Source organism: Lyngbya sp. CCY1209, from assembly GCF_055795065.1.
In genome coordinates, this window is record NZ_JAYFER010000086.1 from 1 (window position 1) to 573 (window position 573).

Genomic DNA, 573 nt, shown 5'->3' on the forward strand with positions numbered 1-573 from the left:
GCATATTCCCACTCAGCTTCACTGGGCAATCGGTAGGGTTTGCCGATTTTTTTCGAGAGGCGGGCGCACCACTCAACCGTGTCATACCATGAAACTTTTTCAACGGGAAGATTTAAGCCGTTAAATTTTGAGGGGTCGGGGTCGAGGTTCCGTCGGAGTTTTGGGAAACCAGCCACTTGTCGCCATTGTTCCTGGGTGACGGGATATTTTCCCATCAGGAAAGGTTGCACTGTGACTCGATGTTGAGGTCTTTCGGTATCATACCCTTCATTACCCAGTGAACCCATGAGAAAGGTTCCCCCCGGAATTAATACCATTTCCAGAGTGACTCCATTCCCCAAATCTTCGATCATACATTCGGCTTGTCCGCGACGGTAGTTAATTTCCCACTGCGAAACAATTTTGGGTAATAATCCTAAAAATCCTTTGCTCTTAGTCAGAGTGGCAATATCAAATTCAAAAGTATTATTTTTGGGTTTGGCGGGAATCTGGATTGGGGGTGAAGGTGGAACTGTACCCGACGAAGGTTGTAAATCTGCCAAAACTTCCGCGACGGACTGATAGCGACTTTTG

Annotated in this window: 1 protein-coding gene; it reads right to left on the reverse strand. The window is 46.9% G+C overall.

The features are described from left to right. Positions 1-573: formylglycine-generating enzyme family protein (locus tag AC0QHF_RS00455; protein WP_324702223.1), on the reverse strand; the 573-nt coding region annotated here is incomplete at both ends.